This window comes from Listeria sp. MAN/IMW/UF464 (genome assembly GCF_058683955.1).
Genome location: NZ_JBZWZP010000004.1, coordinates 19,491 through 38,605 on the forward strand (window position 1 = coordinate 19,491; position 19,115 = coordinate 38,605).

The 19,115-nt window shown below is 39.1% G+C and carries 22 protein-coding genes; 9 read left to right on the top strand and 13 right to left on the bottom strand.

Annotation, left to right across the window (positions count from 1 at the left end; all coding sequences use genetic code 11):
* Window positions 1-30 precede the first annotated feature (30 nt).
* Window positions 31-402: a 1,4-dihydroxy-2-naphthoyl-CoA hydrolase MenI gene (menI, locus tag AC4PG0_RS12660; protein WP_003763757.1), complete on the bottom strand. Its 372-nt coding sequence runs from the start codon at window positions 400-402 to the stop codon at window positions 31-33.
* 127 nt (window positions 403-529) lie between these two features.
* Here menI and AC4PG0_RS12665 point away from each other — a divergent pair, with 127 nt between their 5' ends.
* Window positions 530-1,003, top strand: a complete 474-nt coding sequence (locus AC4PG0_RS12665; RefSeq protein WP_003763760.1) for a divergent PAP2 family protein — start codon at window positions 530-532, stop codon at window positions 1,001-1,003.
* Window positions 1,004-1,036: 33 nt separating this feature from the next.
* On the opposite strand, the gene AC4PG0_RS12670 is transcribed toward AC4PG0_RS12665, so the two are convergent.
* Both AC4PG0_RS12670 and AC4PG0_RS12675 read right to left on the bottom strand, forming a co-directional pair.
* Window positions 1,037-1,855, bottom strand: coding sequence for a YwqG family protein (locus AC4PG0_RS12670; RefSeq protein ID WP_194321728.1), 819 nt, complete (start codon window positions 1,853-1,855; stop codon window positions 1,037-1,039).
* A gap of 84 nt (window positions 1,856-1,939) precedes the next feature.
* Window positions 1,940-3,151, bottom strand: a complete 1,212-nt coding sequence (locus AC4PG0_RS12675) for an NAD(P)/FAD-dependent oxidoreductase (protein ID WP_003769108.1) — start codon at window positions 3,149-3,151, stop codon at window positions 1,940-1,942.
* 450 nt (window positions 3,152-3,601) lie between these two features.
* On the opposite strand from AC4PG0_RS12675, the gene AC4PG0_RS12680 reads away from it, so the two are divergent.
* Together AC4PG0_RS12680 and AC4PG0_RS12685 are read left to right on the top strand one after the other, a co-directional pair.
* Complete coding sequence (locus AC4PG0_RS12680) at window positions 3,602-4,597, top strand: NAD(P)/FAD-dependent oxidoreductase (protein ID WP_003763767.1); 996 nt, start codon at window positions 3,602-3,604, stop codon at window positions 4,595-4,597.
* Between the two features lie 87 nt (window positions 4,598-4,684).
* Window positions 4,685-5,314, top strand: a complete 630-nt coding sequence (locus AC4PG0_RS12685) for an SDR family oxidoreductase (protein ID WP_010991218.1) — start codon at window positions 4,685-4,687, stop codon at window positions 5,312-5,314.
* 45 nt (window positions 5,315-5,359) lie between these two features.
* On the opposite strand, the gene AC4PG0_RS12690 is transcribed toward AC4PG0_RS12685, so the two are convergent.
* The 3 genes from AC4PG0_RS12690 to AC4PG0_RS12700 form a co-directional block, all read right to left on the bottom strand.
* Window positions 5,360-5,593, bottom strand: a complete 234-nt coding sequence (locus AC4PG0_RS12690) for a YuzB family protein (RefSeq protein ID WP_270908524.1) — start codon at window positions 5,591-5,593, stop codon at window positions 5,360-5,362.
* Window positions 5,594-5,614: 21 nt separating this feature from the next.
* On the bottom strand, window positions 5,615-5,941 hold the full coding sequence (locus AC4PG0_RS12695; protein ID WP_003768177.1) for a YuzD family protein: 327 nt from the start codon (window positions 5,939-5,941) through the stop codon (window positions 5,615-5,617).
* A gap of 240 nt (window positions 5,942-6,181) precedes the next feature.
* Window positions 6,182-6,364 (bottom strand): hypothetical protein, encoded by a 183-nt coding sequence (locus AC4PG0_RS12700; protein WP_077904849.1) that lies wholly within the window; start codon window positions 6,362-6,364, stop codon window positions 6,182-6,184.
* 592 nt (window positions 6,365-6,956) lie between these two features.
* Here AC4PG0_RS12700 and AC4PG0_RS12705 point away from each other — a divergent pair.
* The 3 genes from AC4PG0_RS12705 (at window position 6,957) to AC4PG0_RS12715 (ending at window position 10,804) form a co-directional block, all read left to right on the top strand.
* Window positions 6,957-9,779 carry a MucBP domain-containing protein gene (locus tag AC4PG0_RS12705; RefSeq protein WP_492167755.1) on the top strand — a complete coding sequence of 941 codons (2,823 nt, stop codon included), beginning with the start codon at window positions 6,957-6,959 and terminating at the stop codon, window positions 9,777-9,779.
* Between the two features lie 173 nt (window positions 9,780-9,952).
* The gene (locus tag AC4PG0_RS12710) at window positions 9,953-10,189 is read left to right on the top strand and encodes a NifU family protein (protein ID WP_003763779.1); all 237 of its coding nucleotides are present in this window, start codon (window positions 9,953-9,955) and stop codon (window positions 10,187-10,189) included.
* 114 nt (window positions 10,190-10,303) lie between these two features.
* On the top strand, window positions 10,304-10,804 hold the full coding sequence (locus AC4PG0_RS12715) for a phosphatidylglycerophosphatase A family protein (RefSeq protein ID WP_003769113.1): 501 nt from the start codon (window positions 10,304-10,306) through the stop codon (window positions 10,802-10,804).
* 23 nt (window positions 10,805-10,827) lie between these two features.
* Here AC4PG0_RS12715 and AC4PG0_RS12720 read toward each other — a convergent pair whose 3' ends face one another.
* Genes AC4PG0_RS12720 through AC4PG0_RS12740 form a run of 5 tightly spaced genes read right to left on the bottom strand, consistent with a single transcriptional unit; the run spans window position 10,828 to window position 15,117 of the window.
* On the bottom strand, window positions 10,828-12,138 hold the full coding sequence (locus AC4PG0_RS12720) for a hemolysin family protein (protein ID WP_003769115.1): 1,311 nt from the start codon (window positions 12,136-12,138) through the stop codon (window positions 10,828-10,830).
* Window positions 12,139-12,173: 35 nt separating this feature from the next.
* Window positions 12,174-12,617 (bottom strand): GNAT family N-acetyltransferase, encoded by a 444-nt coding sequence (locus AC4PG0_RS12725; RefSeq protein ID WP_003763788.1) that lies wholly within the window; start codon window positions 12,615-12,617, stop codon window positions 12,174-12,176.
* Between the two features lie 49 nt (window positions 12,618-12,666).
* Complete coding sequence (locus AC4PG0_RS12730; RefSeq protein WP_160464758.1) at window positions 12,667-13,434, bottom strand: TIGR01457 family HAD-type hydrolase; 768 nt, start codon at window positions 13,432-13,434, stop codon at window positions 12,667-12,669.
* A gap of 19 nt (window positions 13,435-13,453) precedes the next feature.
* Window positions 13,454-13,729, bottom strand: a complete 276-nt coding sequence (locus AC4PG0_RS12735; protein WP_003722426.1) for a YutD family protein — start codon at window positions 13,727-13,729, stop codon at window positions 13,454-13,456.
* Window positions 13,726-15,117, bottom strand: a complete 1,392-nt coding sequence (locus AC4PG0_RS12740) for a bifunctional metallophosphatase/5'-nucleotidase (protein WP_492167756.1) — start codon at window positions 15,115-15,117, stop codon at window positions 13,726-13,728. The genes AC4PG0_RS12735 and AC4PG0_RS12740 overlap by 4 nt, the downstream gene beginning before the upstream one ends.
* Window positions 15,118-15,249: 132 nt before the next feature.
* Here AC4PG0_RS12740 and AC4PG0_RS12745 point away from each other — a divergent pair, with 132 nt between their 5' ends.
* On the top strand, window positions 15,250-16,089 hold the full coding sequence (locus AC4PG0_RS12745) for a sulfite exporter TauE/SafE family protein (protein ID WP_003722428.1): 840 nt from the start codon (window positions 15,250-15,252) through the stop codon (window positions 16,087-16,089).
* Window positions 16,090-16,455: a DUF1634 domain-containing protein gene (locus AC4PG0_RS12750; protein ID WP_003763796.1), complete on the top strand. Its 366-nt coding sequence runs from the start codon at window positions 16,090-16,092 to the stop codon at window positions 16,453-16,455.
* Between the two features lie 31 nt (window positions 16,456-16,486).
* Here AC4PG0_RS12750 and AC4PG0_RS12755 read toward each other — a convergent pair whose 3' ends face one another.
* Window positions 16,487-17,329, bottom strand: a complete 843-nt coding sequence (locus AC4PG0_RS12755) for a DUF72 domain-containing protein (RefSeq protein ID WP_070752519.1) — start codon at window positions 17,327-17,329, stop codon at window positions 16,487-16,489.
* 136 nt (window positions 17,330-17,465) lie between these two features.
* Here AC4PG0_RS12755 and AC4PG0_RS12760 point away from each other — a divergent pair, with 136 nt between their 5' ends.
* Window positions 17,466-17,654 carry a peptide ABC transporter permease gene (locus tag AC4PG0_RS12760; protein ID WP_194318591.1) on the top strand — a complete coding sequence of 63 codons (189 nt, stop codon included), beginning with the start codon at window positions 17,466-17,468 and terminating at the stop codon, window positions 17,652-17,654.
* Window positions 17,655-17,704: 50 nt separating this feature from the next.
* On the opposite strand, the gene sufB is transcribed toward AC4PG0_RS12760, so the two are convergent.
* A complete protein-coding gene (sufB, locus tag AC4PG0_RS12765) occupies window positions 17,705-19,099 on the bottom strand; it encodes a Fe-S cluster assembly protein SufB (RefSeq protein WP_003722438.1) in 1,395 nt (464 codons plus the stop codon).
* Window positions 19,100-19,115: the final 16 nt, after the last annotated feature.

A 19,115-nucleotide genomic window follows, 5' to 3' on the forward strand; every position in this document is an offset into this window, starting at 1 on the left:
GAGTTCATCAATTGACCTCTGCCATGCTTTTTATTTTCGTTTCTTTTTAACTGCTATAGTACATCTGCTAATACAAATTAGTTTTTCCGTTTCGTCAGTGATTTTAATTTCCCAGACTTGGGTACTTCTGCCAAGGTGGATTGCTTCCGCGGTTGCTGTCACTAATCCTTCTTGTTTTGAAGCGAGGTGGTTGGCGTTAATTTCTAAACCAAAGACGATTTCATCAGGTTCAATTGATTTCGCAGCACCAATACTCGCAGCATGTTCTGCCAAAACAACAGAAACTCCGCCATGCAAATAGCCAAATGGTTGATGAACTTTTTCTGTTACTTCTAACTGAACGACTGCTTTTCCTTTTTCTACTGAAACAATTTCAATGCCAATAGTTTCTTGGAGTCCCATATGTTCCCTTCTTTCCGAATTTGATTTATACTTTATTATATAAGAGTTAGAAGAAAAATTCTAGAAAAGGTTTTTAATAAGCTCATTGTGGTAAAATAAGAATAGACTTTTTGACAGGAGAGATTTGATGTCGATATTTACGAATACACCATTAATTGCATCTATTATTGCGATAGTGTTTGCTCAAGTGGTAAAAGTGCCGATTCATATATTAGTTTACCGGAAGTTTAACCTCGGACTAATGTTTTCCACTGGAGGTATGCCTAGCTCTCACTCGGCTGCGGTTACTGCACTTATGACAACACTCGCAATTGAATACGGACTAGATTCACCTTATTTCGCGATTGCTGTTGTATTTGGTATTATCGTGATGTTCGATGCGACTGGCGTTAGAAGACAAGCCGGTGAACAAGCAGTTGTTTTAAACAAATTAGTAACGGATTTTCAAGACTTCGTGGAGCATGCAAAAGGGCTTGCGGCACCTGAACAAGAAGAAAAAACGAAGCATTTAAAAGAATTACTCGGGCATAAACCCATGGAAGTTTTCTTTGGGGCTTTGACCGGGATTGCGATTGGATTTATTTTAGAAATATTTATGTAAATAAAAAGCTGACTCATTGTAGTCAGCTTTTTTTCATGAGCAATCCCAGTTATACATAATGTTAGAAAAGTCTCGATTGATTAAATCTTGTTTATTAATGAAGAAGTTCGCAACACCGCAGTCGCCCCACATAATCGCCATTCTGTTATCGTCAAAATCTTCGGAAGCTAATTGGAATAAAAGCGTGTCGTGATGGGGATTTTCTGCATACATACGCGGATCTTCTTGCGTGAAGAACGGATACCCGCCGAGCTGGCTGCCTTCGTTAGCTAGGTTGTATAACTGATCAGCTTTATCTTCCTCGTCAGCGAAAATTTGATCAGCTAATTCATAAAAATTATTACCAAATTCATTTTCAAAATCAAAGCTATCTTGTAGCAAAATTTGATCCGATACTTGACCAGTCATTTTAAATTCTCCATTCACAACTGGATAAAAATCTGTTTTCGCTACATCTGCAAAAAACGCATCTTGTTCTTCTTTGGACAGGCTCTCGCTCCCTAAGTCATCAAAGAAAAACACCCGAAAACCTTCCTGGCTCGTAGGATTTTCAAAATTAAGCCCGTATAAATCATCTTGATAATCTACATAAAAAGCGAGCAAGCCAAATTCTGGATAATTTTCCATTTGCGGCATTTCTGAAAAATTGATTTGTGCCAAAAGAGAAAGCGGCTTCCCTTCTTCCGTTACAGGATAACCTTGTTCTTTAGGCAAATAACCGCGTCCACCAGCTTTACTTTGAAGTAATGATAGCGTGCCCGCTTCTTTAAAATGTATTTCGATGCGCTCTTTTTCTGTTTCCAAAAAGCGTTCGGCCCATTCACTTGGAAGTATATCAAAAAGTTGTTCCATGACTTACCTTCTTTCTTTTTTTCTAATTATACCATGAAAAAAGCGCCATATCTGGCAAAAGCAGATACAGCGCTTCTTGACTTTTTATTTATAGAATTTGAATTTACCTTTACTTGCCAAGACGCCTGAACCACCAATTAGTAATAGCGCACGGTCATCAATAACTTTTTTCATAACGGAAGCTGGATAGCCTTTTAGGTTTTTGCCGAAAACAACACCGATTGCGTCGTTATCACCTAGTGAGCAAACTGTTCCTTTTTCATGATAAACAAAGTCTTGTAGATCTGTTTCGCCTTTAACTAATTTAGCTAAGTTCACTGCAGCCACATCTGCTTGTTGCATTGCAATTTGAGCAGTTGGCGGGAATGGACGGTCGTTTGCAGGGTTGATGATTAGTGAGCAGTCACCAACAATTAAAATTTCTTCATTACCAGGAACGGTTAAATTGTTGTTTACTTTCACACGACCACGACCTGCTTCAAAACCAGACGCTTCAATAACACTGTTACCACGAACTCCGGCTGCCCAAATAATTGTCGCTGCTTTAATTTCGCGTACTTCTGTTTCACTTTCAGCATATTTAACGCCGTCAGCTGTAGCTTCTTTGACTGGTTTACCAACATGGAATTCTACGCCGCGATCTTCTAGTACACCAACACCATAATCAACGAGTTTCGCATCAAATTGTGGTAATACTTTTGGAGCTGCTTCCATACAATAAATGCGCACTTTTTCGCGAGGCACATCGTACTCTTTCACTAGTTCTGGAATGCGATTAGTTAATTCCCCAAGAAACTCAATTCCAGTAAAGCCAGCGCCACCAACGATAATTGTTAATAATTCATCGCGTGGATCTGTTTTCCATTTAGCAAATTGCGCTTCAATGTGCGCACGGATTTTTTTAACGGATTCTACACTTGTAATAGTGAAGGCATATTCTTTCAAACCACTGATTCCAAATGTTTCTGCTTCTGACCCAAGTCCAATTAATAAATAGTCATAGCTGATATCGCCATTTGCATCTAGTGTGACTGTTTTTTCGTCTTTATTAATTTTTACTACAGTATCTTGGATAAATGTAGTTTTCGTATTGTTTACGACTTTATCAAGTGGATACATTAGTTTTTCTGGCTCAATTGTTCCAGCTGCTGCTTCATGTAACCAAGTCGTTTCGTGGTGGTAGTCATTCTTATTCACTAGAACGATTTCGGCATCCAAGTTTCTTTGTTGTAACTTACGTAAAGTTTTTAGTCCCCCGTATCCTGCTCCGAGAATGACAATTTTTGGTTTACTCATCTGTTATCACATCTACTTTCCCTTATATTTTTCTTCACAAAAAAAATTGCATTAAGAATTTCTTACTGCACCTATGTAGATTGCGCTAAAAATCTACTGCAACCAGTGAAAAAAGCGGAACTGGTAAGTACCAATTATATTCCCTCTTTCACAGCTTACAAACTATATCATAGACTTTTTAACTTGCATTTTCAAGGAAGGGAACTCAAGGGTTTATGCTTCTTAGCGGTAAGTTTAGAGTGGTATATGATTTTTTTCACAATAAACCTCTGAGATGACTTGGTTTTCGTAAAAATCTTTTATTTGAGTGGCAATTGGTCTAGTTCATTTTTCCGAATTTTTTAATACCACAATCCCGTAAACATTCTTTTTCAAAAATATATGCTAAAATATGCTTATTGCAACTTTAGCTATTTCATAGGGAAATTAGGAACTAGGGGGTGATGTATTTTGGATGAAAAAACAAAAATTTATGATATCACGATCATTGGTGGCGGACCGGTTGGGCTATTTGCTGCTTTTTATGCCGGAATGCGCAATGCGAGTGTGAAAATAATAGAAAGTTTACCGCAATTAGGTGGACAACTTTCAACGCTTTATCCTGAGAAGTATATTTATGACATTCCAGGCTATCCTTCTGTTCGCGCACAGGAACTCGTTAATAATTTAATACAACAAATGAAACCATTTGATCCGACGGTTGCGCTTGAAGAAGCAGTTCAAAGCGTTGAAAAGCAAGTCGATGGCACATTTGAAATCATCACGAAGAAAGATACACATTATAGTAAAGCAATCATTATTACTGCTGGTAACGGCGCATTTGAACCGAGACGTTTAGATCTTCCGGAAGCTGAACAATATGAAGGAAAAAATATTCATTATTTCATTAATGATCTTAGTCGTTTTTCCGGTCGTCGCGTTGCTGTTTGTGGCGGCGGAGATTCTGCGGTTGACTGGGCGCTAATGCTTGAAAAAGTGGCAAGCTCTGTTTCAATCGTTCATAGACGTAACGCTTTTCGCGCGCACGAACATAGCGTTAACAATTTAGAAAAGTCATCCATTGCGATTAAAACTCCATTCATTCCAACAGAAGTTCTTGGTAATGGTGATAAATTAACGCACATTACGCTTCAAGAAGTCAAAGGTGATACTACAGAAACGTTGGAGATTGACGATTTCATTATTAACTACGGTTTCGTTTCCTCGCTCGGACCTATTAAAAATTGGGGCTTAGAGCTAGAACGTAATTCAATCATCGTCAATTCCAAAATGGAAACAAATATCCCAGGGATTTACTGTGCTGGTGACATTTGTACTTATGATGGTAAAGTAAAACTAATTGCGACAGGATTTGGTGAAGCGCCGACTGCCGTAAATAACGCAATGAATTTCATTGATCCAAAAACCCGAGTGCAACCAATGCATTCCACATCTTTATTTGAATAACAGCAAAAACCACGAGGTAACTTGTGGTTTTATTTTTTACTCACCGGGAAAAGTTCTTTGTAGATATTTTTTAGGAGGAGATTAGCAATGAATGTACTCGTAATTGGCGCAAATGGCAAAATCGGTCGTCTTTTAGTAGAAAAACTCGCAATGGAAAAAGGCTTTTTCGTCCGAGCAATGGTTAGAAAAGCAGAACAAGTAAGTGAACTTGAAAAACTTGGCGCAAAACCAATAATTGCCGATTTAAAAAAAGATTTCCACTATGCCTATGATGAAATTGAAGCGGTTATTTTTACAGCTGGCTCAGGTGGTCATACGCCTGCATCAGAAACAATTAATATTGACCAAAATGGCGCCATTAAAGCAATCGAAACTGCCAAAGAAAAAGGTGTACGTCGTTTTATCATTGTTAGCTCTTACGGCGCAGATGACCCAGAAAGCGGTCCTGAATCTCTCGTCCACTATTTAAAAGCAAAAAAAGCCGCCGATGACGAACTCAAACGAAGCGGTCTAGATTACACCATTGTGCGACCAGTCGGCCTTTCAGACGATCCGGCTACAGGTAAAATCTCAGAAGTCTCAGGAAAACCTAAAACAAACATTCCTCGCGCAGATGTTGCAAACTTTATTAGTGAGGCTTTAACTGAGAAATCCAGCTACTATAAAACCTATACTATCGAAAGCGGCGAAACACCAATCAGCCAATTTTTTGATTAATAAAAAGCGATGAGCCAGATTACGCGCTCATCGCTTTTTTCTATATTAAAACGGATTTTCTTCCAAAAATGTATATATATTCGCAACCAATTCCTCCGCTGTTTCTCCGCGAACCACTTCTCCGTCCACTAGAGCAAACAAACTTGTCGCGCATAAATCACAATATGTCAGACAATCATATTCAATCACGTCTAAACTATCATCCGCATCTAATTTCGCAAACGCCACATCTGCCCCGCTCGCCAAATTATTAACGCAAAATTCCACAATCGGATTCATTTCCACTTGCCTCCTAGACTGTTACATCGTTGCCAAGTAACCACGGTCGGTCATTACTTGATAAATATCTTTCAACCGAGGATTGCCTTCCGCGATAATTTCACCGTCAACCACAATGACTGGATACATATAATCTTCATCAACAATCTTATTCGCCATATCTGCTAAAGCCGCTTCATTTGGCGGATTAAAAATATCTACATATTCCACTACAAAAGGCTGTCCAGAAAACTTCCGACCAATCGCAGCTCGAAGCCATTCCTCTGTTTCTTTCGAGGACGGTGCTCCGACACAACTCGCACAAATAGTCGTTGAACCATATACATATAATTTCGCTTCATTTACCATCATGCTTCACCTCACTATCATTGTACAAAAACCTACCCCAAAAAGCGACTAAGCTGTCTCATTTAGCATAACTATTAAACTTTATGAATTTTTATAAAGATATGAATTGACACAAATTTCTAGATATATTATAATATTTCCAATACATTGCAAATCTTTAAAGCAGTAGTGTATTAGCATGATAAACCATCTCCAGGTTGTACCCGTGATTTCACGGTCAACATATAAGTAACACTCCCTTTAACAATTGGGCGCGCAACCCAATTGTCTTTCAACCTTACCAGTTGAAAGAGCACGTTCCTTTCTGAGCCTTAGGAACGTGTTTTTGTTTGGATCGTTCGAAGCAAAGCGAGTTACGAGCCAAATATGCATGCGAGCAAAGCGAGCATGTAATCCTTCCAGTAAAGTGCGCCCTCCACACAAAAACTTCCCTCCCATCAAAATCCATCCACCATCAATCTAAAACCCTCCATCCCATTCGGCCCGTTCGAAGCAAAGCGAATTACGGCCAAATATGCATACGAGCAAAGCAAGCATGTAATCCTTCCAGTAAAGTGCGCCCTCCACACAAAAAGCCCCACCCATCAAAATCTATCCACCATCAACCTGCCCCCCCCATCCCATTCCACCATTCAAAGCAAACCAAATCACCCCCCAATAAAAAACTAACCATTCAATATTTTTAGAAAAATTTAAAACCTAACAACTAATTTATATGTTATATATATCCAAAAACCCTCCTCCCACACCAACCAACAAGCGAAACCCTTTCTCCCACCTACATCCCCGCCCTAAAAAACAAATATGTCCAATTAATGAAGCTCACTCTACTTTCAATAAATTTCTTTTAGAAAACCCATGATTTATGAAGAGCCCTCATGGTATTATAACTTTGCTTTGAAGTGTATTCGATTGAAACCACTAGATTCTCGACTAATTTTGTTGCTGAAATAGTCAGTTTTAACGAATAACTAATTACGAATACATTCCAAAAAACAAGGAGGAAATTAGACATATGCAAAAAGCAATCAAAATAATATTAGCTTTATTTTTAATCACAACCGTATTTTTACCTTTTAGTAATGTACGGGGAGCATCAACTGATGTAGTAAATATCCCAGATCCGTATTTAAAAGAAGGTCTTAAAACCATCGTAGGTAATCCGTTATTAGACGAATTGACTGAAGCACACCTTGAGACGATTAGTACAGCGGATATTTCCTATATGTTCGGTTCATCTGGATATGCTGTCACTGGATTAGTTAGAGATTTAACTGGACTCGAAAAAGCGGTCAATATGACCAAACTATATTTTTCAAACCAAACAGAAATCACTAATTTAAATCAGATTAAGAATTTACCTAAGCTGAAAAAAATCGTTGGTATTACTACTGGATTAAATGATATTAAAGCTCTTGGCGAAATGCCAGCGCTCGAAGAAGTAGAACTAGGCGGGGATTATATTACTGATTTCACTCCCTTACTTGAAAAAGAAAACTTAAAATCATTTTCTTATAATTCGTATGCTTGGTTAGATCCAGCATATCACCAAATCGATAATGAAGAATTTACAAAATTTGCAAACCTTAAATCACTCGAAACTTTAGATGTAACTTGGAATAATATTTCTGATTTAGCAGCATTAACTGCAGATGATCATATTACACACTTAAATCTAAGTTACAACAAGTTCACTAATGTAGCTCCAATTGCTACGATGAAAAAACTTAAAGTCCTTTATTTAAACAATAACAACCTAACTTCCATTGATTCTTTAAATACACTTAGAGGATTATCTATTGCTTACGCTGATAATAATAGCATTACTGACTTAAGTAAGTTAAAAGACTTTTTTGAAGGCATGGCAGTCGTTGGTGATTATAAAGGTTTACAAGTTAACAACCAAACTATCACACTTCCAACTATTAATATTAAAGAAGGGGCAACAGCTATTTCAAACAACCCTACTTTAGATATTGATGGAGAAAAAATGCCAGTTTCTAGCATTTCTGACGCTGGAACAGTATCGGCTGATAATAAAACAGTCTCTTTCTCAAACTTACCAATTGGAACTAAGACTGTGACTTACAACGCGACATTCACAGCTACTTCTGCTAAAGGAGTACCACTTAGTTACTCCATTAAAGTATCACAACCAATAAAGGTATCTGAAAAAACCAATTCAGCTGTAAACGTATTTTATAAAGATGAAAATGGCGTTGAATTAGCTCCAAGTGAAACAATTTCTGGTAAATCCGGAGAAAATTACCAAACAACAGAAAAAACAATTACTAACTACAAACTAAAAGAAATCGAAGGCCAAGCTTCCGGACAATTTGGCGACAGTGATACAACAGTCACTTATGTTTACGAAAAAGCAGATGGCGCTCCTGTTACCGTTAAATACGTTGATGGTGATGGCAACGAACTTGCTACTTCCGACACACTGAATGGCAAAATCGACGCTCCTTATCAATCAACAGCCAAAAGCATCACAGGCTGGGCAGTTAAAACCACTCCTGCCAATGCTAATGGCGTATTTACAAATGCTAACCAAACTGTCACTTATGTTTATGAAAAAGCAGACGGCGCTCCCGTTACCGTTAAATATGTCGATGGTGATGGCAACGAACTTGCTACTTCCGACACACTGAACGGCAAACTCGACGCTCCTTATCAATCAACAGCCAAAAGCATCACAGGCTGGGCAGTTAAAACTACACCTGCCAACGCTAATGGCGTATTTACAAATGCTAACCAAACTGTCACTTATGTTTACGAAAAAGCAGACGGCTCTCCTGTTACCGTTAAATATGTCGATGAAGACGGCAACGAGCTTGCTACTTCCGACACACTGAACGGCAAAATTGACGCACCTTATCAATCTACAGCCAAAAGCATCACAGGCTGGGCAGTTAAAACTACACCTGCAAACGCTAATGGCGTATTCACAAACGCTAACCAAACTGTCACTTATATTTACGAAAAAGCAAGCGGCGCTCCCGTTACCGTTAAATACGTCGATGAAGACGGCAACGAATTAGCTACTCCTGACACGCTGAACGGCAAAATCGATGCTCCTTACCAATCGACAGCCAAAAGTCTTTCTGGTTGGGCAGTTAAAACTACGCCTGCCAACGCTACAGGAGTATTCACAGACACTAACCAAACTGTCACTTATGTTTACGAAAGAGTAGATGGCGCTCCTGTTACCGTTAAGTACGTCGATGGCGATGGCAATGAACTTGCTACTCCAGACACACTGAACGGCAAAATTGACGCTCCTTACCAATCGACAGCCAAAAGCATCACAGGTTGGACAGTTAAAACTACTCCAGCCAACGCTACAGGAGTATTCACAGACACTAACCAAACTGTCACTTACGTTTACGAAAAAGCAGATGGCGCTCCCGTCACTGTTAAATACGTCGATGGTGATGGCAACGAACTCGCTACTCCTGACACACTGAACGGTAAGCTAGATACTTCTTACGCGGCAACAGCTAAAAACTTGAGCGGTTGGAAGTTAACAGTTACACCAGCCAATGCCACAGGTGTATTTACAACAGATGCTCAAACAGTCACCTTTGTATATGCTAAACAAGAAGATGATCCTAAAAAAGAAGATAAAACACCAAGTAATACACAACCAGATAAAGACAAAACAACTATTAAAATCAATGAAAACAAACCAAAAGCAAGCAAACCAACCACAATCAAAAAACAAACAAAATTACCGAAAACCGGCGATAATCAACAAGAAAGTATATTGTTCGGATTAATTGGTACATGTTTCGTTCTCTTAGGAATTTACTCAATTTCTAAGAAAAACAGCTAAAACAAACAACTAAAACTCTCTTATCCAGCTGATAAGAGAGTTTTTATTTGGAAATTACTCCAAAGTACACTACTTTCCACCTTGGAAAAATCCAATTTAATTTCTTTAATTTTTTCCGTATCCTGTTATAATAGAGAATATGATAGTGCCTCGCGAAAGGAGAACTATATCCTATGGAAGAAATTAGTTATGCCGAAGTTGATAAAGCTTTAAAAAAGTTCCGACCGTTTTTAGTTCGTGATGGCGGGGACTATGAGCTTGTGGAAGTGACCCCAGACGGCATTGTAAAAATCAAATTACTTGGTGCATGCGAAACTTGTCCAAGTTCTGATATGACTTTAAAAATGGGAATCGAATTGACTTTAGCAGAGAAAATTATCGGATTTAAAGAAGTCGTTCAAGTATTTTAAGAACTACTATTTTAGCGACCAAAATAAGCGGTCGCTATTTTTGTATAAATATGTTTAGAAATCCTGTAAACGTCTATCATACAATATACATACAGTTAGAAGGAGGTAAGGACAATGGTAGAAAAACAAAGCGCCCTAGAAGCTAAAGCTCGGAGTTGGCTGATTGAACGTGGCGTAGAAATAGATGACATCGCAGAATTGGTATTATTTTTACAACAAAAGTATCATCCCGGATTAGAATTAGAAATATGCCGTCAAAATGTAGAGCACGTGCTTCGTAAACGCGAAGTTCAAAATGCTGTTTTAACGGGCATCCAGCTTGATGTCATGGCCGAAAAAGGTGAACTCGTCCAACCGCTACAAAACATTATTAGCGCTGATGAGGGGCTTTATGGCGTAGATGAGATATTAGCACTTTCTATTGTTAACGTATATGGTTCGATTGGTTTTACAAATTATGGTTATATCGATAAAGTAAAACCTGGTATTTTGGCAAAACTAAACGAACATGATGGCATTGCTGTTCACACGTTTCTGGATGATATTGTGGGAGCTATCGCAGCGGCTGCAGCAAGTCGTCTTGCCCATAGTTACCATGATGATATTGTTAATTAAACAAAAACCAGTAAAACTAGAGGTCATTCCTCCGTTTTTACTGGTTTTTCTTTGCCACGTTTTACTTCCACTTGCCTGATTGAGTTTTTATTCATCGAACGAACGATAAACCGATAACCTTCATGTTCAATCTCGTCCCCTGTTTCTAAGTCAAAGCGTTCGAGCAGCATCCAACCTGATAGCGTATGGACACCCGGACTTTCAATCGGAACGCCAATTGCTTCCTCTACTTCCAAAAGCGGCTCAGATCCCTCTATAATGAAATGATTTAATGCCACCTTACGTATTCCTTTAGGTCCTTTTGCTTCTTCCATATCGCCGACAATCACTTCCATGACATCTTCAAGAGTCACAATACCTGAAGTCCCGCCATATTCGTCTGTTAAAACGACAAATGGTTCGCTTTCTTGTTGCATTTTTACGAGTAATTCTTCTAAAACCATCCCTTCAAACACTTCTAAAACTGGCGATATAAAGGGTTTGATTGATTGTTCTACAATGGCTTCATCTTTTCCAAGACCGGCCATGACTGCACTGACACGTAACATGCCAATAATATGATCTTTGTCTTCATCTTCTGTTACTGGAAAAATATGATATGTATGCTCGGAAGTTAGTTTAAGCAAATCTCGCACTGTCGCTGTTTGGTCAATGGCAATCATCGACATCCGCGGAATCATGACTTCTTTTGCCGGCACATCCCCAAGCTTGAAAATATTTTTCATATAACGAAATTCTTGTGGATTTAAAAGACCTTGCCGGTAGCTATCTTCAAAAATAATTTTGAGCTCAGTCGGTGTCATTTGATCCGCATCATCAGTACGTTTCACACCGAACATCCGCGTAATTAAATTTGCCGAGTTATTTAAAAGCCAATTGAGCGGAAAAGTTAGGCGATACCAATAAACTAGCGGGCGCGCGATGAATAATGCTACTTTTTCGGTACTTTGAATGGTGAATGTTTTCGGGGCTAGTTCCCCAAGTACCACATTTAAAAAGGTAATTAAAATGAACGATACAAAAATCGAAATCGGTTTTTCCAGTGATTCGGGTAGTGGCAGCATTAAAAAAAGTGGTTCTAGCCAACCGCGCATTGTTGCTTCACCGACCCACCCCATCGCAAGTGCTGCGAGTGTGTTTCCTAGCTGACAAGCAGCCAAATAATCATTCATATTGGAAGTTACTTTTTTAACGTATTTCGCTCGTGGGTTATCTGAGGCAAGTAGTTGTAGGACAGTAGGTTTTCGAATTGCAACAATGGCAAATTCACTCGCTACAAAAAAAGCAGTCGCTGCAATTAAAAATACGACAAAAAAATCATTAAATACGTCCATTCCCAGTCCTCCTTATCCCCATTCTATACCCTTTTTCATCGTTTAAACCACAAGTCAGCAACTGCCTCACCATCGATAATTTCGCCCGTTTTCTCAAACCCATATTTCGCATAAAATTTCTCTGCCACATGGTTATCTGGTTCGTAAGACAAGCGTAGTCTTGCAGGTTTTTCTGGCAAATTTTTCACCATTTCGATGATTTGCTCCAAAGCATCCCCGCCGTAGCCTTTACCTTGGTGCTCTTTTCCAGTCATAAAACGTACTAGCCAAAATTCGCCGTCATCCGTATCCATTCCGTACATTGCATATCCAACTGGCATATTGTCAGCATAAATGACAATAGAATGATACGTTTCTTCAAAACTTGCTTCGATAATCGAGTACCAATTTTCTGCTACAAATGTTTTCTGGTGAGGATGGACTTGTAATTTAGCCGTTTCATGAAAATTATCTTTCGTTAGCTTTTGTATTGAGACCATTTTTCTAACCTCCTAATTATTAAAAAAAGAGCAGAAAAAATCCGCTCTTCTAGTTAAATTTCCAATCAGTTAGCTTCGTTACAGCATATGTTGGCTGAATCTCTTTGGTTGTTAGTGCCTCTTTTGAAGTGAAACCAGTATGAACGATTAAAGTATCCATACCGTAGTTGATTCCCGCCATAATATCTGTTTCGTAGTTATCGCCAACCATAATTGCTTCGTCTTTTTGAACACCGAGTTTTGCGAGTGCTTGCTCCATAATAATTGATTCCGGTTTTCCGATAAAAACAGGCATCGTTTCTGTCGCGACAGAAACAACCGATGTAATCGAACCATTTCCCGGAAGCAAACCGCGTTCAGTTGGGATTGCCGCATCGCCATTTGTGGAGATAAACATTGCGCCACCTCGAACCGCAAGAGCTGCCTTAGCAAATTTTTCGTAATCTACTTCTCGGTCAAGTCCAACAACAACAAAAGCTGGGTTACTAGAAGTTATTTCAAATCCATTATCAGTTAGTTCTTGTTTTATTCCACGTTCACCGATAACATAAACCGATTTCTCACGTTTTTGTTCAAGCATAAATTGCACAGTTGCTTGCGAAGTTGTAAAAACATCATTCGCTTCCGCTTGAATGCCCATGCCAGTTAAATGTTCGGCTACTTGATCTGGTGTCTTTGTAGAATTATTAGTTACAAATAAATACGGAATTCCCGCACGTTTTAAATTTTCGATAAAAATGATTGCCTCGGGAATAACTTCTGCTCCGCGATACATTGTGCCGTCTAAATCAATTAAATACGCTTTATAATTCTTCAATTCCAAATTACCTCATTTACTATTTTACTTTTTTAATAACAAAATAAGCACAGCCAAAGTTGCAGTATTCGTAAATATATTCTTTTAACGTGCTAATCTTGTTGTCGTATGCGGCTTTACGGTTGTCGTCTTCAAAGAAACCTTTCAGTCTAAGTTGATCGTAACCCCAGTCGCCTACTATATAATCATATCGCCCAAGAATATCGCTAAATCGTTCATTCAATTTTTCCTCGTCAAAAGCATCGCGATAATTGGTGATAATTTCGTAGTTTAAATCTTGAATCGTAATCGTCACGTGTCTTCCTCCTGTCCGTACATTTTTTTGAGTTTCCATTTTAAAATATCTCGGAGTAATTCTGGTGTATATACTTCTTTTCGTTTAATTTGCTTCACTATCGGGAAAAATGGCGCGAATACAAACGTATCATGCGTCGCAATCCGGTATTCCCGCGTTTTATCAATCGGTTTATTATCAAAAAGTGCCACTTGATTTTCCGAGTCAAAACTAGCTCTGTCCATCAAAACGGTACCAAAATACTCGCCTCGGAAACCAAAACCTCGAAGCGGAATATCTTGCAGTTCTGCTTTCTTTCGGTAGATTCCGTCAATAAGTATTTCAAGTTCCTCACCAGACATCGTTAAAGCAATCGCATTTAACGGGTGCGGTAACATTTGGTGAATATCAAAATCCGTCACAATCCCTGCTTCAAAATCCGTCATAAAAATGCCCGCGTTCATCACAAACGTTTCCGAACCAGTCCATTCACAAACAGCCTCATTCAAAATGTGCGCAATTTCCGAGTCATCAAACCAATTATGCGCTAACTTCCCGGGAATCGCAACTACTTTTTCAGATAATTCATCTCGTCCTTTATCAAAGAAAGCTTGAATTTCTGCCGTTTCATTTGGAGGAATCGGAAGTTTTTCGGTTGCAAAAGTTACTGCTTTTTTAGAGATAATCTGATTATTTTCATCTAGCTCAATAGTAACTTTCCCTACATGCTCGCCCCATCTTCCGGCAGCAGCCAGTAATGCATTTCCTTCTATTTTTCCATTTTCAAGTAAATGATGGGTATGCCCACCTAATATAATATCAATTTCTGGTAATTCTAAAGCAATTCTTTCGTCTGTCGGCAAACCGAGATGACTCAGTAAAATAACTACAGCTGTGTCCGCGTCCAAGCCAGCAATTTGCTTCTTAATCGCGCTAATTGGTTCTTCTACTCCCCAGCCCATCTCTTCGTAGTACTCTCTAAATGGCGCCGTCGCACCGATAATAGCAATTTTTACTTGTTCTATTTCTTTATACACAATCGATTTCACCCAGTCCGGCTGCTCGGTGCACTCTTTATCCGTGTAAAAATTACAGCAAACTACCGGGAAAGCCGCGTGCTCGTATAAATTATCCAAGTCTTCATGTGCCAAAGTCGTTCCTTCATTATTGCCAAAAGTTACTGCGTCATATGGAAGCTGATTAAGTAAGTCCGTATTCGCAAGTCCATTTGTCCCTTCAGTAAGCGGATGAACCCGGTCTAAAAAATCGCCAATATCAAAAAAGAGCGCCGCCTTATTTTCTTTATCTGCAGCTGTTCTTTTCTCTTTTAAGAAATTAAAAATACGAGGCCAATGCTCCAAGTGACTATGAACATCATTTGTATGCCATAAAGTTAAATGTTTCATCAATCCACCTCACTCCTCACATATAACTATTGTAGCTCAAAATAGCTTTTTTTACACGCAGTAGGACCGTTTGAATCGTTCAACCTTCATTTTATGTTATGATAGGATATATTGTTTTAAAGGGAAGTGATTTTTTTGGATATTACGCAAACAGTCGAAATTCTTCTAATCTCTGTTTTTGCAGGGGTTGTTGGCTCTTTGCTTGGGCTTGGTGGCGGAATTATCGTGACGCCTGCCTTGACTCTTATTTTCGGGATTGATATTCAGTATGCGATTGGTGCGAGTATTATTTCCGTTATCGCAACAAGTAGTGGTTCTGCCATCGCTTATATCAAAGACGGCATCACCAATCTTCGTGTCGGTATGTTTCTCGAAATTGCCACAACAATCGGTGCAATAACCGGGGCTTTCGTCAGTGGACTGCTCTCGGCTACAGCCCTCTACATCATCTTCGGACTTTTACTTCTATATTCTGCTTTCAACATGATTAAAAAGGTCGGTTCAGAATTTCCTACCAATGTGAAACCAGACCCACTCGCAACAAAATTAAACTTACATGATTCTTATTACGATAAATCTTTACGGCAAACAGTTGACTACCAAGTGGCAAATGTTCCTGCTGGTTTTGGTGTAATGTACGGCGCAGGTATCGCTAGTGGCTTACTTGGAATCGGTAGTGGCGCATTTAAAGTAATGGCACTTGATGTCTTTATGAAAATGCCGCTAAAAGTAAGTAGCGCAACGAGTAATTTAATGATGGGTGTAACCGCGGCTGCCAGTGCAACTGTGTATCTTTTCCAAGGTGACATCCAGCCCGCGATTGCAGCTCCTGTTGCGATTGGGGTACTTGTCGGCGCAACACTTGGAACGCGCATCATGCAACGTTTAAAAAGCAAAGTTATTCGGATTATTTTTATTCCCGTCATTTTATATGTTGCCTTCCAAATGATTTTAGAAGGATTGGGGTGGATTTAGATGGCAGAGAAAAAAGAAGAAATGTACCGCGTGGAGCTAATTGTTAGCGCACTGCTACGAATCGGTGTTGTCCTTAGTGCGATCATTATCGTTTTTGGCCTCGTTATGCTATTTATCACCGGCGAAAGTGGCTATCCTGGGGAAACTTATCCGACTTCGCTTACGGCGATTTTCAGCGGGCTAGGGACGCTTAAACCATACGCAATTATGATGTTTGGTCTGTTTTGCTTGATTTTAACGCCCGTCCTTCGTGTCGTTGTATCATTGTTTACTTTTTTGAAGGAAAAAGATTACTTATATGTTGGCGTAACTGGGATTGTACTTATTATTTTAGTTATTAGCTTTTTAATTGGAATTAAGGCATAAAAAAGATGGCGCTACTCACGCGCCATCTTTTTTATTCTGAAAACAAATCCATTTGCATCGGAGCTAAACCTTGAAACTCAACTTGGAGCGCCTTTTGTAAATGTTTCGCATTATCAGCTGCATCCCCGCCGCTGTTATTATTAAATATCACGACAACTTCTTTGGACAATTTTTGTAAATGTTCCACATATTTGGTCCACTCGTTAATTTCTTCCTCATTATAACGATAAAGCGTGCGAACCTCGCGCCATTCCGGACTACTCGCTTTCATCCAACCATACTGATTCCGACCATGCAGTCTTACTAGCGTCATCTCACTATTTGTCTCACGAAGCACAATTGGCACACTTCCAGATCCAACTTGTGGTTCATCAACAACCGTATGAATAAAACCTAATTCGCGCAGTAAATCTAACGTCTTTTCTGTATTTTGTTCGCTATACCATGAGTTATTACGAAATTCAATTGCTACAGGCAAATCACCCATTTTCGAAGCGATATATCTTAAATAAGTCACATTTTCTTTCGTACAATTAAAATACGGTGGAAATTGATATAAAATTGCCTGTAGTTTTCCCGTTTCACTTATCGGCGCAATCATATCCATATAAGCCGTATACATCGCATTTTCGCTATCAAAATACTGCGACCATTCCTTATGTTTTGTCATCGCCGAAAAAGCCTTTATCACAAAACGAAAATCATCCGGAGTTTGCGCCGCCCAGTTTGCCGTTGTTCGCGGAGAAGGAATCGCATAAAAACTCGTATCGACTTCTACCACAGGAAAATGTGCCGCATAATCAGCCAACGTTAATTTTTTTGATTGTAATAAAGAATCATGATCACTCCATCCAGTTAACCCGATTGTAATCATCAACCGCCACCCTCTCTATCGTTTTTGATTTATGTTTATTATAACGCAAAAAGGAGGGAGAATCTTTTAATTTGGTTGTTGCTTTACCTTGGATATTTTATGTCTTATACTTTAATTAAAAAAAAGGAGAAAACAGATGAAAAGACTTATTATAATGACTTCAGTTTTTTTCGGAACGATATTAATCGGTTCAGCCTTTACTGGCAGGAAACCTTTTGATGGATTAAGTATATCTTTAATAGGTGGATTATCTATTTTTATACTATCTTATTTTATTGCTGGCTTTTTAAGTCGAAAAAAAACAGCTAAAATTAAATGTAAATAAAAACCCCCTTCAACCACAAAGCTGCAGTTGAAGGGGATTTTTTTGTTATATTAACCAATCGAGCCTTCCATTTCAAACTTAATCAAACGGTTCATCTCAACGGCATATTCCATTGGTAATTCTTTCGTAAATGGTTCAATGAAGCCCATAACGATCATTTCTGTCGCTTCTTCTTCGCTTAAACCACGGCTCATTAGGTAGAAAAGTTGTTCCTCGGATACTTTGGAAACTTTGGCTTCGTGTTCTAATGAGATGTTGCTGTTTAGGATTTCGTTGTACGGGATTGTGTCCGATGTGGACAGGTTATCCATAATGAGCGTATCACATTCGATATTGGAACGTGCTCCGTCTGCATTACGGCCAAAATGAACAATTCCGCGGTACGTTACGTTTCCGCCTTGTTTCGAAATCGACTTCGATACAATCGTAGAGGACGTATTAGGCGCATAGTGCATCATTTTCGCTCCCGCGTCTTGACGTTGCCCTTTACCGGCAATCGCGATAGAAAGGGTCGTTCCGCGCGCTCCTTCGCCACGTAAATGTACAGCTGGGTATTTCATTGTTAATTTCGAACCAATGTTACCATCAATCCATTCCATTGTCGCATTTTCTTCACAGAAAGTACGTTTTGTTACTAGGTTATAAACGTTATTTGCCCAGTTTTGGATGGTTGTGTAACGGCAGTAAGCGCCTGGTTTTACAATGATTTCCACCACAGCTGAGTGAAGGGAATTTGTTGTATAAACGGGAGCAGTACAGCCTTCTACGTAGTTTACGCTGGCATTTTCGTCGACGATAATTAGTGTCCGTTCAAATTGCCCCATGTTTTCCGAGTTAATGCGGAAATAGGCTTGAAGCGGCGTATCTACTTTGATACCTGGTGGTACGTAGATGAATGAGCCACCTGACCAAACAGCCGAGTTTAATGCTGCGAATTTGTTGTCGCTTGGTGGAATTACTTTTGCGAAGTATTCTTTGAAAATATCTTCGTTTTCTTTTAACGCGGAATCTGTATCTTTGAAGACAATCCCTAAATCTTCTAGGTCTTGCTTCATATTGTGATAAACTACTTCGGATTCATACTGCGCAGATGCACCAGCCAAATATTTTTGTTCGGCTTCAGGAATACCTAATTTATCAAAAGTACGTTTAATTTCTTCAGGAACTTCATCCCAAGAGCGCACTGTTTGTTCAGACGGTTTCACGTAGTAAGTGATGTCTTCAAACTTAAGTTCTGACAGGTCGCCACCCCAAGTCGGCATTGGCATTTTATAAAATTGCTCTAAAGACTTCAAACGGAATTCTAACATCCATTCTGGTTCTTCTTTAATATTCGAAATTTCTCTTACTACTTTTTCTGTTAATCCGCGTTCTGTACGGAACACAGAGGTATCTTTGTCATGGAATCCATATTGGTATTCGCCAATTTCTGGAATTTCAGTCATGTCGTATCCTCCTTTT